Source organism: Desulfobacula sp., from assembly GCF_030145145.1.
Taxonomy (GTDB): Bacteria; Desulfobacterota; Desulfobacteria; order Desulfobacterales; family Desulfobacteraceae; genus Desulfobacula.
The window spans coordinates 17,216-29,899 of the sequence record NZ_JAQYWD010000027.1 but is presented as its reverse complement, the minus strand read 5'-3'; the positions used below and the strand labels follow the sequence as shown (position 1 = coordinate 29,899).

The 12,684-nt window shown below is 49.3% G+C and carries 12 protein-coding genes; 11 read left to right on the top strand and 1 reads right to left on the bottom strand.

Going from position 1 to position 12,684, the window contains the following annotated elements:
- Window positions 1-56 precede the first annotated feature (56 nt).
- From ilvN to moaA, 10 genes are all read left to right on the top strand, one after another.
- Window positions 57-557, top strand: coding sequence for an acetolactate synthase small subunit (ilvN, locus tag Q1Q15_RS15865; protein ID WP_300462024.1), 501 nt, complete (start codon window positions 57-59; stop codon window positions 555-557).
- A gap of 86 nt (window positions 558-643) precedes the next feature.
- Window positions 644-2,014, top strand: coding sequence for an HDOD domain-containing protein (locus tag Q1Q15_RS15860; protein WP_300462022.1), 1,371 nt, complete (start codon window positions 644-646; stop codon window positions 2,012-2,014).
- Between the two features lie 4 nt (window positions 2,015-2,018).
- A complete protein-coding gene (selA, locus tag Q1Q15_RS15855) occupies window positions 2,019-3,425 on the top strand; it encodes an L-seryl-tRNA(Sec) selenium transferase (protein ID WP_300462019.1) in 1,407 nt (468 codons plus the stop codon).
- Window positions 3,422-4,648 (top strand): tetratricopeptide repeat protein, encoded by a 1,227-nt coding sequence (locus Q1Q15_RS15850; protein ID WP_300462018.1) that lies wholly within the window; start codon window positions 3,422-3,424, stop codon window positions 4,646-4,648. Before selA ends, Q1Q15_RS15850 begins: the two co-directional genes overlap by 4 nt.
- A gap of 27 nt (window positions 4,649-4,675) precedes the next feature.
- Window positions 4,676-5,248 carry a D-sedoheptulose 7-phosphate isomerase gene (locus tag Q1Q15_RS15845; protein ID WP_300462016.1) on the top strand — a complete coding sequence of 191 codons (573 nt, stop codon included), beginning with the start codon at window positions 4,676-4,678 and terminating at the stop codon, window positions 5,246-5,248.
- Window positions 5,238-6,182 (top strand): hypothetical protein, encoded by a 945-nt coding sequence (locus Q1Q15_RS15840; RefSeq protein WP_300462014.1) that lies wholly within the window; start codon window positions 5,238-5,240, stop codon window positions 6,180-6,182. The genes Q1Q15_RS15845 and Q1Q15_RS15840 overlap by 11 nt, the downstream gene beginning before the upstream one ends.
- Before the next feature lie 167 nt (window positions 6,183-6,349).
- Complete coding sequence (locus Q1Q15_RS15835) at window positions 6,350-6,592, top strand: zinc ribbon domain-containing protein (RefSeq protein ID WP_300462011.1); 243 nt, start codon at window positions 6,350-6,352, stop codon at window positions 6,590-6,592.
- 6 nt (window positions 6,593-6,598) lie between these two features.
- Window positions 6,599-7,531: a hydroxymethylbilane synthase gene (hemC, locus tag Q1Q15_RS15830; protein WP_300462008.1), complete on the top strand. Its 933-nt coding sequence runs from the start codon at window positions 6,599-6,601 to the stop codon at window positions 7,529-7,531.
- On the top strand, window positions 7,521-9,050 hold the full coding sequence (gene cobA, locus Q1Q15_RS15825) for a uroporphyrinogen-III C-methyltransferase (RefSeq protein ID WP_300462006.1): 1,530 nt from the start codon (window positions 7,521-7,523) through the stop codon (window positions 9,048-9,050). The genes hemC and cobA overlap by 11 nt, the downstream gene beginning before the upstream one ends.
- Window positions 9,051-9,052: 2 nt before the next feature.
- The gene (gene moaA / locus Q1Q15_RS15820) at window positions 9,053-10,036 is read left to right on the top strand and encodes a GTP 3',8-cyclase MoaA (protein ID WP_300462003.1); all 984 of its coding nucleotides are present in this window, start codon (window positions 9,053-9,055) and stop codon (window positions 10,034-10,036) included.
- Here moaA and Q1Q15_RS15815 read toward each other — a convergent pair whose 3' ends face one another.
- The gene (locus Q1Q15_RS15815; protein WP_300462000.1) at window positions 10,037-11,092 is read right to left on the bottom strand and encodes an AI-2E family transporter; all 1,056 of its coding nucleotides are present in this window, start codon (window positions 11,090-11,092) and stop codon (window positions 10,037-10,039) included. It abuts the gene before it with no gap.
- A gap of 403 nt (window positions 11,093-11,495) precedes the next feature.
- On the opposite strand from Q1Q15_RS15815, the gene Q1Q15_RS15810 reads away from it, so the two are divergent.
- Complete coding sequence (locus tag Q1Q15_RS15810; RefSeq protein ID WP_300461998.1) at window positions 11,496-12,608, top strand: TRAP transporter substrate-binding protein; 1,113 nt, start codon at window positions 11,496-11,498, stop codon at window positions 12,606-12,608.
- Window positions 12,609-12,684 lie beyond the last annotated feature (76 nt).

The following is a 12,684-nucleotide window of genomic DNA, read 5'->3' as shown; positions in this document are numbered from 1 at the left end:
GTTCTCCCTATTCTTAACTTTACAAATCCTGAAAGGATTGATACAAAATTCAGACAATGAAACCGAACAAACACATATTGACCATGCTGGTGGAAAATGAACCCGGTGTAACCGCCAGAATCACAGGGCTTTTTGCCGGCCGGGGGTACAATATTGAAACCATTTGCGGGGCCCCCACCGCCAATCCGAAAATGTCCAGGATCACCATTACCACCACCGCCAATCCCCTCCAATTAGCGAACTGCATGAAGCAGATCCGGCGCCTGGTGAATGTCATCAAGTTGCGGGACATGACCGGAGAAGCGGCTGTAAAACGGGAAATGGCCCTTGTTTGTGTTACCATAACACCGGAAACCCGGGATGCCGTCACCCGGATTGTCACCGACTGCCAGGGTCGAATAATGGATGCCGGTGCCCACAATTGTATTTTCGAAGTCACCGGTAACGAAGAGACCATTGATGTGCTGCTGGAGAAACTGGCCCCCTTTGGCATTAAAAAGCTGGCAAGATCCGGGGTATTGGCCCTCTATAAGGACCCAGACCCAGACCCAAAATAAAAAAATGCAGTATGAGTTGAAACTTGTGGCCCATTAATGATATCTAAAGACTGAATTTATATAATATGGGGGCAAACCATTCCAGGATGACATACCAGAGAATCGAACACATTGCCGCAGGTCAATTTAAAACCGGCAAAGCCGAAACAACGATATACCAGGCATATCTTGGCACCTGCCTGGGGGTTGCTCTGTATGACCCGTCAACAAAGATCGGTGGTATGATCCATATTCTGCTGCCGGAACCCCCGGGAATTGTCAGTGCGCTTTTTCCGGAAAAATATGCATCCACCGGTGTTCCCATGCTCATCACAGATCTGATAGAACTGGGGGCAACCCCGGAAAATTTAAAGGCCAGCATTGCCGGGGGCGCCTTGATGGGGCCTGTCAGCCAACAGGACATCAACCTTGATATTGGAGGAAGATCCGCTGAAATTGCCGTCTCTATTCTGAAAACCCTGGGGATTGAAACCATCCGATCGGAAACCGGCGGATTTTTTACCTGTACCCTTGAATTAAACATGGCCACCGGTGAAACCGTTATCAGCCCGGCCTGGGAAAATACCGGTCAAGTGGCGAGCCATTTTACGGCACCGTCACTGGCGGATATTTTAGATACCATTGAAAAATTAAAGCCCATTCCCCAAACCGCATTAAAAATACTCCGGCTGTTTCAGTCCGGTCAATACCAGATTGAAGACATCACAGATGAACTGGCCCGGGATCAGGTACTTTCCGGACAAACCTTGAAACTGTGCAATTCCGCTTTGTTTGCCGGAAGGGTCAGCATCGAAACCTTGAAAGATGCCGTGCTTCTTTTGGGAGAGAGCATGTTGATCAAGTCTGTGATCACTGCAGCCCTGAATAATTATTATGGCCAAACCGGAAATTCAGGGTATTCCCTGTGTAAAGGCGGTCTTTTTTTCCATGCCGTAGGGGTGGCCACCACGGCTGAAAAAATTGCCGAAAAACTGGCGGAACGATCCGGCAAGCCCGTTATAAAATTAGCCTACACCGCAGGATTGCTCCATGATATCGGCAAAGTCATCCTGGATCAAAACGTGGCAGACAGTTCCCCGCTTTTTTTCCGGCGGTTACACCAGGAAAATCAGAGCTTTACCGATCTTGAAAAAAAATTACTGGGCATTACCCATGGCGAGGCCGGGGCTATCCTGGCCAGAAAATGGCACTTTTCCAATGGATTATCCGAAGCCATTCAATTTCATCATACACCGGAAACGGCAAAAGAAAACCCGGATCTTACCTATATCATCTATCTGGCGGATCTGATCATGGAAAAATTTAATGCCGGATTTGACATGGAAAAAATGCAGACCCAAAGCCTTGAGAAGACCCTTGATCATCTGGGGTTTACCCTGGGGGATCTGCCGGAACTGGTGGATGCCATTCCCATCACTGACTTGAACAAGGATGCGGCTTTAGCGCCGAAACTATAGCCCAGTGACACTTTCAGACAAACATATGCACCTCAAGGCCCTTCCCGGTGTTGATCATCTGCTGGAACTTACAAAAAAAAAGGCCCCTTTCCGTGACATCCCCAGGCGCGTGATACTGGAGTCGCTGAGAAACGCCCTGGACCATACAAGACAGGCCATTCTGGCAGATCGTGACCCCTGTATGACCGATGACACCCTCCTTGACAGGGCATACCGCCTGGCAACACAAAAAATTCGATCCCGGCTTGTCCCGGTGATCAATGCAACGGGTGTGGTTCTCCATACCAACCTGGGCCGGGCCCTGCTGTGCGAGGATGCATTGGACAATATCCAGACCATTGCGCAGTCCTATTCCAACCTTGAGTTGAACATTGGCACCGGCAAAAGGGGCATTCGATATGAAGCCGTGGAGGATCTGATCTGTGAGTTGACCGGTGCCCAAAGCGCCATTGTGGTCAACAATAATGCCGGTGCCGTCTTACTGGCCTTGAACACCATCGCCCAAGATACCCAGGTGGTGGTATCCCGGGGGGAACTGGTTGAAATCGGCGGATCTTTTCGGATACCCGACGTGATGTCAAAAAGCGGGTGTATTTTAAAGGAAGTGGGCACCACAAACCGAACCCACCTGAAGGATTACGAAACCGCCATATCAGATAACACCGGACTTTTTTTAAAGGTTCATGCCAGTAACTACAGCATCCAGGGATTTACGGCCAGTGTTGCCCTGAAAGATCTGGTGGTCCTGGGGAAGGCAAAAACCATACCGGTCATGGAAGACCTGGGATCGGGAACCCTGATTGATTTCTCCCCCTACGGACTCCCTGCGGAAACCACTGTGGCAGACTCGGTCAGCACCGGCGCAGATGTGGTCACCTTCAGTGGCGACAAGCTGCTGGGAGGGCCCCAGGCCGGCATCATTGTCGGACAGAAACAGACCATTGATCGCATCAAAACCAATCCGATAACCCGGGCCCTGAGAATTGATAAACTCACCCTTGCCGCCCTGGAATCCACCTTAAAACTTTACAGGGATGAAGAAAGGGCTGTCCGGGAAATCCCCACCCTGAGAATGCTGACCATTTCCTTTGAGGATATTTGTAAAAAGGCGGACCGGTTGTTCAACATCCTCCAAAAGGATATCAAGGCCGATGTTGAGATGGATATGGCAGACATGACTTCCAGACCCGGCGGCGGATCATTTCCGGATTTGACTCTTCCCACCCGGTGTATTACCCTCCGCCCCAGACACATGTCCGTTTCCAAACTTGAAACCGGCATGCGGGAGTCAACGCCTGCCATTATTGCCCGGATTGAAGACAATAAATATATTCTGGATCCCAGAACCATTCAAAGCGGCCAGGAAGACATAATTTCATCCACCTTAACCCAGATACTGAAAAAAAAATGACCATCAAATTCTCTTCAAAAGAAATTCACTTTCTAAAAACTGATTCTGATGATTTTACCATCACGCCACCTGAAACGTATCTGAGCGATCTTCTGTTGGAAAAAACAACGCCCATAACCGTTGTTGAGACCAAACTCGCCCAGGCAAAAAAAACAGGCAAAAAATTTTTATGTGCCGTCCTTGAAATGACGTCAACCACATCTGATGCTGTTCTGGAAAAAGGGGCAGATGTTTTTGAAGCGACCTTTAACGCGTTTTGGGACCCCCAGAAAGGCCTCTGGGAACCCTTGAGCCAGACATCTTTTGTCCTGGTATTCTGGGACCAGGGGAATGGAAAAAAAGCGTCCCACCGCCTTGTGTCGTTCAAAGAAAAATTATCTGTTGCCCTTAAAACAACCGTCCTGATGGGGGCGGCCATATTTCCCCATCATGATTTTTCAGAACCGCAAACCATTGCCAATGCCGTTAAAGCATTTGATCACGCCGCATTTTTCGGACCGGACACCCTGATTTACTTTGATGCCACCTCCCTGAATATCAGTGCAGATCGACTGTATCAGCAGGGCCAGTATGACAGGGCCATCGCAGAATATAAAAAAGGCCTGGACCTGGCCCCCACGGACATTAACCTGATCAACAGCCTCGGGGTGTGTTTCGGTGTCATGGACAACCTGGACCAGGCAAAACTCGAATTTAAACGCGCCCTGGCAATCACCCCCAATGAAGTGCTGGTGGTGTATAACATGGGCCTTCTTTACCAGATTAACGGGGAAATGAACAAGGCCATCCAGCAGTTGCGCAACGCCCATGACATTGATGACGCAATATTTGAAGTTGAACTTCTCCTGGGGCATCTCTTGTTTAAAAATGGACAGCCGGACCCGGCCATGCCCCATCTTGAAACGGCCAGCCGGATAAATCCAAAATCAGGATCAGCGTTCAGGATGAAAGGGGAAATTTATCTGGCAAAAAACCTGCCTGAAAAAGCCGGACATGAATTCAACACCGCCATCAAACTGAATCCGGGTGATGCCATCTCGTTGTCCGGATATGCCGTTGCCATGGCACACCAGGATAAAAACCTGGGCATCGCGGTCAGCTTTGCAAAAAACAGTATTGCCCTTCAACCGGACAACCACCTGTTCAAGGAACGACTGAAAGCTATCCTGGAAAAAATCGAAGGGCATACGCCCCTTCCGGAAGAGACCATCAAATCAGCATAATATGGCCTGGGGAAAAAGCAAATACCCATGAAAACCCTGATTCAACAATCGGTTGACGACAGTATCGCAGCCAAAAAAAAATTTTTTGCCGGACACATGGATGCCATCGAATCCTGTGCTGCCCGGATAGCCCGGGCCCTGGAAAACGGAAACAAACTCCTCTTGTTTGGCAATGGCGGCAGCGCAGCCGACTGCCAGCATATTGCCGCGGAATTTGTCAACCGATTCCAGATGGAAAGAAAACCCCTGCCTGCCATTGCCCTGACCACTGACACCTCTATTATTACCAGTATCGGCAATGATTATGCCTTTGAAGACATTTTTTTCAAACAAGTCCAGGCCCTGGGGAAAAAGGGAGATATTGCCCTGGGTATCTCAACCTCGGGCGCATCTCCCAACGTTGTCAAAGCCATGCAGGAAGCCCGGGAAATGGGACTTGTGGGCATCGGGTTCTCCGGCGCTTCCGGCCCCTTAAAAACCCTAGCCGACATCCCCTTTTGTGTGGATTCCGGCACCACCGCCAGGATACAGGAAGTCCATATCCTGCTGGCCCACATCCTGTGCGACCTGACAGAAAGGATTCTTTTCAATGGGGAATGATTATAAACCGCTGGCGTATGGGAACCTGAAAACCTATTCCATCCATGACAGGTACAGCAAAGTAGACATGCGGGATTTTTCAACCCCCTGGAAAAAAGGCAGTCAATTTTCAGCCTTCCTGGACAGTCTGCCTTCCATCCTGGCCGGCAATGATCTTCGCTCGGTTATCGCGGCCATCAGCCGTGCGGTTAAACATAAGCGTCCGGTCTGCTTTGCCATGGGCGGCCATGTGATAAAAACAGGCATGTCCCCCATTGTCATTGACCTGATGGAAAAAAAAATTTTTACCCTGCTGGCCATGAACGGGTCCGGTATTATCCATGACCTTGAAACCGCCATGATGGGAAGGACCTCGGAAGATGTTGACCAGTCCCTTGGCAACGGCAGTTTCGGTATGGCCAGAGAAACCTCAGCCTTTCTCAACCAGGCCATAAAAAATGCAAAAACACACGGTATGGGACTGGGGCGGGCTGTGGGGGAACTTATCCTGGCAGAAAACCTTCCCCACAAAGCATTAAGCTTGACCGCCACGGGTGCTGCCCTTGACATACCGGTCACTGTTCATGTGGCCATTGGCACCGATATCATCCACATGCACCCTGACTTTGATGCGTCGGCCTGTGGTGCTGCATCCCATGATGACTTTAAGCGGTTTGCCGCAACCATTGCCGATCTGGAAAACGGCGTATTTATCAATGCCGGATCTGCTGTTATCCTGCCGGAAGTATTTCTCAAGGCGGTCACCCTGGTCAGGAACCTGGGTCATCAGCTGGATGCGGTGACAACGGTCAACCTTGATTTTATCCGCCAGTACCGACCCATGACCAATGTCGTAAATCGTCCCACCCTTGGCAAGGGAAAAGGATTCAGCATTATCGGGCATCATGAAATCCTCATCCCCCTCATTGCAGCAGGCGTCATAGAATCCGTATAAAAAACCAGCCCTTCTCATTATGGCTGAACTTAGCGCGCTATCGCGCGAGCGTTTAGCATTTAGCCATAATGAGAATGGCGGATAAAAAAAATACAGCCTTGAAAATCTTTGATTTTATCCTTATATTGGTTTGTTTATTTAACTGGAAATACATGAGGTCAGAAACTATGCCAATATATGAATACAAATGCAATGCCTGCGGTAATCGATTTGAAACCCTTGTGATGGGTAGCAGCACACCAGAATGCCCGTCGTGTGACAGTCCGGATCTGGCAAGATTGATGTCTGCCTGCGGGTTTGTTTCAAAATCATCCGGGCCGGGTGGAGAAACCCGGGTTAAATCCTCAGCATCATCTTCTTCGTGTGCCGGATGCTCCTCCACCAGTTGTTCTTCCTGCGGGGTGGGATAAACGGCCATGAAAAAAACCGTATGGATTGGTACCAGAGGCAGCCAGCTGGCGCTGTGGCAGGCCAATTTTATAAAATCAGAAATCCAGCACCTTTTTCCTGATCTTACCGTTGAATTAAAGGTCATTAAAACAACCGGTGATAGAATCACGGACCGCCCCCTTGCCATGATTGGGGGAAAAGGATTGTTTGTCAAGGAAATCGAAACAGCGCTATTGAACAAGGAGATTGACCTGGCCGTCCACAGCATGAAGGACATGCCGGGGGAACTTCCAAAAGGGCTGACCATCGGTGCCATCCCGGAAAGAGAAAATCCCTTTGATGCCCTAATTTCCAGGGACCACCGCCGACTGGCCGATTATGAAACCGGGGCGAAAATCGGTACGTCAAGTCTCCGGCGGGCCTCCCAGATCAAACATATCCGGCCGGATGTAACCATTGTTTCCATCCGGGGCAATTTGGACACCCGGATCAAAAAATTAGACGCGGGGGAGTATGATGCCATTGTTCTGGCAGCAGCCGGTCTTCGGCGCCTGGGACAGGCGAACCGGATCACCGAATACCTGGATGAAACCACCATGATACCGGCGGTTGGACAGGGCGCCCTCTGTATCGAAACCCGACAACACGATGACACGATCGCCCCTATCATGGCGAAACTTGACCATTCTGACACCCATATCTGTGTGACGGGAGAGCGGGCTTTTTTAAGACGGATAGAAGGTTCCTGTCATATCCCGGTGGCCTGTTTTGGTAAAATAACGGATCAGGGGGTGATGCTCACCGCAGTGGTGGCATCGGAAGACGGCAGAGAGCTGATTCGAGAACAACTGATTTCCCCGTTGGATCAGATGGAAAATGCCGGTCAGGTACTGGCTGACAAGGTCCTTGAAAAAGGGGGAAAAAAAATATTGGAGCGGTTGAATTCAAATGACGGATAAAACGGGCACAGTATATCTGATTGGCGCCGGTCCGGGTGATCCGGGCCTTTTGACCCTTAAGGCAAAAGAGTGTATCGAAACGGCAGATGTGGTGGTGTATGATTACCTGGCATCTCCTTTCTTCTTGAATTATGCGGGAAAAGACGCCCAGATAATTTATGTGGGGAAAAAGGGAGGGGATCACACCCTTACCCAGGAAAAAATCAACCGGCTGCTGGTGGACAAGGCAAAACAGGGGTTGAATGTGGCCCGGCTGAAAGGCGGTGATCCCTTTGTGTTTGGCCGGGGGGGAGAAGAAGCCCAGATGCTGCTGCACCATGGCGTATCCTATGAAGTGATCCCCGGTGTTACCTCGGCAATTGCAGCGCCGGCTTATGCCGGAATTCCGGTCACCCACAGGGACCATACCTCGTTTGTCTCCTTTATTACCGGCCATGAAAACCCCGCCAAACAAAACACCAGTATGCAATGGGATGTCTTTGCAAAATCCCATGCCACCCTTGTTTTTTTGATGGGGGTTAAAAATCTAGACCATATTGTAACAAATCTCATGGACCATGGCAAACCATCGGACACCCCTGTGGCCCTTATCCAATGGGGAACGACAGCCCGGCAGCAGACCGTCACCGGCACCCTTAAAACCATTGTTGAAGCCGTTCGCCAGGCCCGCCTCACATCACCGGCCGTTATTATTATTGGCCAGGTGGTCTCTTTGCGGGATGAACTGGCATGGTTTGATAAAAGACCCCTGTTTGGAAAACGGATTGTGATTACCCGGGCCCGGGCCCAGGCCAGCGATCTGGTAACAAAGCTGTCCAAGCTGGGGGCCCTTTGCATTGAAATTCCAACGATTCAAATTGATCCCCCCCGGGACATGGCCCCTTTAACCGCATCCATTGAACATATCAAGCAGTATGACTGGCTGGTTTTTACCAGTGTCAATGGGGTAAAATTCTTTTTTGATACCCTGTTTGATATGGGCAAAGACGTGAGGGTTCTGGGACACCTTCAATTCGCCTGTATCGGTCCTGTGACCCGGGACCGGCTGAAAGATTACGGAATTATCAGTGATATCCTGCCGGAAACCTACCGCGCAGAAAGTGTGGTTGATGCATTTTCAGGAATCGAAATAAACGGTAAAAAAGTGTTGCTTCCCCGGGCAAAAAAAGCCAGAACCATCCTGCCGGATGCGTTAAGAAAAATGGGGGCCCGGGTGGATGAAGTGATTGCCTATGAAACCCGGCTCGCTGATGAACGTCGACAGGAACTGATCGCTCTGCTGGAAGACAATGCGATTGATGCCATCACCTTCACCAGTTCTTCCACTGTATCCAATTTCATGTCCCAGCTTGAATCCACGGATGCAAAAAAACTGTTAACAAATGTTGTGACCGCCAGTATCGGCCCGATCACGTCCGACACCGCAAGATCACTTGGTATTGAACCGGACATTGAAGCCAAAGCGTATACCATTCAGGGACTCGTGGATTCTTTGTCAGCCTATTATGAAGGCCATTAAAAATGATTGCCGGAAACCGTACTATTAATTATCTTCGTATCTCCGTCACGGACCGATGCAACTTCAGGTGTCGATACTGTGTTCCCGCTTCACCCTTTCATGTGATCGAACATGAACGAATCGCCCGGTATGAAGAGATCCTCAGGATTACCAACCTGGCCTGTGAACTGGGCATAACAAAAGTCAGGATCACTGGCGGCGAACCGTTTGTCAGAAAGGACATCTTTTTATTCCTGGAAAAACTGTGCGCCATTGACAGTTTGAAAGATATTTCCATTACCACGAATGGATCATTGCTGACCCGTAAAAAAATAAAAAACTTGATCTCACTGGGGATCAAACGCCTCAACATCAGCCTGGACACCCTGAATCCCGTTAAATTTGCAGAAATAACGGGTCGGGATAGATTTGACCAGGTCTGGGAATCCATTCTGGCGGCCCATGAATTGGGGATATCCCCCATAAAACTCAACACCGTTATTTTAAGGGGCATTAATGATGATGAGATTGAAAAAATTACCGCCCTGACATTAACGTACCCGTTTCACATCCGGTTCATCGAATACATGCCCATGGGAAACTCTGCCGTGGAAAAACAACAGCAGATATTAACCGATGAGATCAAGGAAAGAATCGAATCTAAATTTGGTACGCTTATGCCGGTGGAACGAACGATCAATGATGGCCCGGCAAAAAAATTTCACATTAACGGTGCAAAGGGCATTGTCGGCTTTATCACCCCCATCAGTTCACATTTCTGCAGTACGTGCAACCGGCTGAGGCTGACATCAAGGGGCACATTAAGGCCCTGCCTGCTCAACAACTATGAAAAAGACATTATCACTCCCCTTCGAAACGGGGCCTCTGATGATGAATTAAAAGACATTATTCTGGCTGCACTGAAAAAGAAACCCTCGTTTCACGGGTTAACGGATCAGTCGGTCAAAGACATGCCCATCAGTCATATGACGTCCATTGGGGGATAATTATTTGTCTTTTTCCACCTGGAGCAGCCGGGAGGCCTCCTTGTTTGACCCCAGCAGGATGGACAGCCATTTGGTGGATTCCCTTCCTCCCAGGGCGATTTTAACGGCCATGGTCAAGGGAACCGACAACAGCATCCCCACCGGTCCCAGTACCCATCCCCAAAACGCCAGGGAAAGGAAGACCACCAGGGTGGACAGTCCGATTCCCTGCCCCATGACCTTGGGTTCAATCACACTTCCCACGAATATATTGATTATTACAAACCCCGCTGCAGCCCCTGCCGCAGCCAGAGGTCCCAACTGGATCAGGGTCAGAAGAACGGCGGGAACAGCCGCAATAATGGAGCCGATATTGGGAATATAATTCAACAAAAAAGCAACCACCCCCCACATGACCGGAAAATCCACGCCCTGAACGGCCAGCCAGATGGCAATGCTGATGCCGGTCCCAAGGCTGGTGAGGGTTTTTAACCCCAGATACCGGTTCACCCCCGAGATAATTTCAGCATATTTTTCAAGATCTGTATTTTTATCGTTGAAAATTGCCCGCACTTTATTGGGAAACCCAGCGGCTTCCAAGAGGATAAAAATAAAGGTTAAAAACACAAAAAACGTATTGGTCAGAACCCCTCCCAGTCCGTTCAGGGTATTGGCGACAAGTTTCAGAATACGGCTGGGGTTAAATAATTCTGCCAGTCTGTCGGTTTCAAGATCAATCCCGTGACGTGACAAGAGTTGTAAGCTGTCAAAGGTCACGGTCTTTAATCGCTCCTGATAAAAGGGAATATTCCGTGAAAAATCGGCAATGGAGGACGACACCAGACTCACCAGAAGCGTTTGGATGACGATCACGCCCAGCATGAGTATAAGAATACCCAGCAGACTGGGCAGGCCTTTTTTCTGCATCCAGAACAATGGCGGTGCGCAGATAATCGAGAGAAATACAGCCAATAAAAACGGTACAACCACCATGGTGGCCGATTTCATTCCGGCAACAACAATAACAAATGCCGCAAACTGAATTAAGGGATTCGTGCGATAAACCATGACGTCCATAATGATTTCACCTTTTAGATTCCTTTATTTAAATCTTTTGTAGTCAACCTCAATGGTAAAGTCAAGGTGTTGAAACAATATCCAGCAATTCTGCGGTCCTTAACTGATTGTTATAAACTCAACTTTCGGACTTTAGCTTTAATGGACGGGGTCAGGCTTTTTTTATTGTACTTTTTATCACTATTTCATAACCAGACGGGTAAAAAGTGCCATAAGGAAAGCCTGACCCCATATAAAATGACCAACTCCGAAAGTTGAGTTATAAAAATAAATATTGACTTGCAGCGGTCACTATCGATATGGTCAATTGAATATAATTGATTCAAATGTAGTATTTCAATTCGCAGGATGTTCATTTGTAAAAACCGGTACGTTACAGGTACCCTAACCCAAAGGAGATCCCATGGAAAGAAGACAATTCCTACAAAAAGCAGCCATTGGCACTGTGGCCGCGGTTACCACCAGTGGTATCATTCAAGCACCTGCTGTCCACGCCCAGAAACGAATCAAATGGAAAATGGTCACCACCTGGCCGCCGAAACTGCCCTATCTTCAAGATGCTGCTGAGCTGCTGGCAAAAAAAGTCGACCTCATGACCGGGGGTCTGTTTAAAATTAAAGTATTTGCCGGCGGAGAGCTTGTGCCGCCGCTACAGACCTTTGATGCAGTCAGCAAGGGGACCACGGTCCAGGCCGGTTCCGGGGTCGGATATTACCAGGCTGGCAAAGCACCGGCAGCCCAATGGTTTGCGGCGGTTCCCTTTGGCCTTAACGGGTCGGGCATGGCTGCCTGGTATGAGTTTGGCGGCGGACTTAAGCTATGGGAAGAGGTATATGCCCCTTTTAATGTCATTCCCAGACCCGGTGGTTCCACGGGTCCCCAGATGGCAGGATGGTTCAACAAAAAAATAGAAACCGTGGATGATTTCAAGGGTCTTAAAATGAGAATCCCGGGCTTGGGCGGAAAGGTCATGGCAACGCTGGGGTCAACGGTGATCCTCTGCCCTGCCAGTGAAATCTTCACCAATCTGGAGCGGGGCGTTATTGACGCCACAGAATGGATCGGCCCTCTCCATGACCAATTAATGGGGTTCTATAAAGTGGCCAAATACTATTATTATCCCGGCTGGCATGAACCCGGCCCCTTTGTGGAATTTATCTTTAACAAACAAGCCTATGAAGCGTTACCACTGGAATACCAGGCGATTTTAGATGCCGCCTGCACCCAGATCAACAACTGGACGACCCAGGGGTTTAATGCCGGCAACGGCCAGGCCCTGGAAGAATTAATCACCCAGCACAACGTCAAGCTGATGAGACTTCCGGACCCGGTGCTGGCAGATCTCAAATCCCATGCCAAAGACGCTGTTTCAGATATTGCCGCTAGTGACCCCATGGCCCGAAAGGTAAATGAGAGTTTTGAGCGTTTCAAGAAAATTATCGGTCCCTGGGGAGAAGTCTCTGAGAAGCCTTATTACAATGCCCTGGCTGATCGATATCCGTTAACCGGTTCATAATCGCAACCAATGGCTGTTCCTGTACCGGAGAATTCCGTTACAGGAACAACCGGTAAACGGTGATGAAATCACTCAA

Excerpts from the sequence above, each read along its gene's own strand:
- Q1Q15_RS15835 (WP_300462011.1), top strand. The coding sequence starts at position 6,350 with ATGCCAATATATGAATACAAATGCAATGCCTGCGGTAATCGATTTGAA.
- ilvN (WP_300462024.1), top strand. The coding sequence starts at position 57 with ATGAAACCGAACAAACACATATTGACCATGCTGGTGGAAAATGAACCC.
- Q1Q15_RS15810 (WP_300461998.1), top strand. The coding sequence starts at position 11,496 with ATGGAAAGAAGACAATTCCTACAAAAAGCAGCCATTGGCACTGTGGCC.
- Q1Q15_RS15845 (WP_300462016.1), top strand. The coding sequence starts at position 4,676 with ATGAAAACCCTGATTCAACAATCGGTTGACGACAGTATCGCAGCCAAA.
- Q1Q15_RS15860 (WP_300462022.1), top strand. The coding sequence starts at position 644 with ATGACATACCAGAGAATCGAACACATTGCCGCAGGTCAATTTAAAACC.
- hemC (WP_300462008.1), top strand. The coding sequence starts at position 6,599 with ATGAAAAAAACCGTATGGATTGGTACCAGAGGCAGCCAGCTGGCGCTG.
- Q1Q15_RS15815 (WP_300462000.1), bottom strand. The coding sequence starts at position 11,092 with ATGGACGTCATGGTTTATCGCACGAATCCCTTAATTCAGTTTGCGGCA.
- cobA (WP_300462006.1), top strand. The coding sequence starts at position 7,521 with ATGACGGATAAAACGGGCACAGTATATCTGATTGGCGCCGGTCCGGGT.
- moaA (WP_300462003.1), top strand. The coding sequence starts at position 9,053 with ATGATTGCCGGAAACCGTACTATTAATTATCTTCGTATCTCCGTCACG.
- Q1Q15_RS15850 (WP_300462018.1), top strand. The coding sequence starts at position 3,422 with ATGACCATCAAATTCTCTTCAAAAGAAATTCACTTTCTAAAAACTGAT.
- Q1Q15_RS15840 (WP_300462014.1), top strand. The coding sequence starts at position 5,238 with ATGGGGAATGATTATAAACCGCTGGCGTATGGGAACCTGAAAACCTAT.